Genomic DNA, 300 nt, shown 5'->3' on the forward strand with positions numbered 1-300 from the left:
TATGTTTGCAATATATTTTACTAAATGCGATTCTATTATAATTTGGTTTACTAAATCTTGAAATTTTGCTATTTGTGTTTGGTTTAAATGTGCTGTTACTTTATCGGTTTTAGTATTGCCTTGTAAGTTTTGTTCTCTATTAATAATTTCAATTTCTTCATCTAAATTTGGGTAGTCTACATCAATTTTAAACAAAAAACGGTCTAGTTGTGCTTCTGGTAAACGGTATGTGCCTTCTTGTTCAACTGGATTTTGGGTTGCTAAAACAATAAAAGGTAAATCCATTATAAATTTATTACC

At 28.0% G+C, this 300-nt stretch carries 1 protein-coding gene; it reads right to left on the bottom strand.

Annotated features, from left to right (window positions below):
- The coding region (locus tag FUA24_RS00005) for an AAA family ATPase (RefSeq protein WP_317131904.1) at positions 1-285 on the bottom strand (285 nt) is incomplete at its 3' end.
- Positions 286-300: the final 15 nt, after the last annotated feature.

The sequence above is a fragment of the Seonamhaeicola marinus genome, assembly GCF_008085455.1.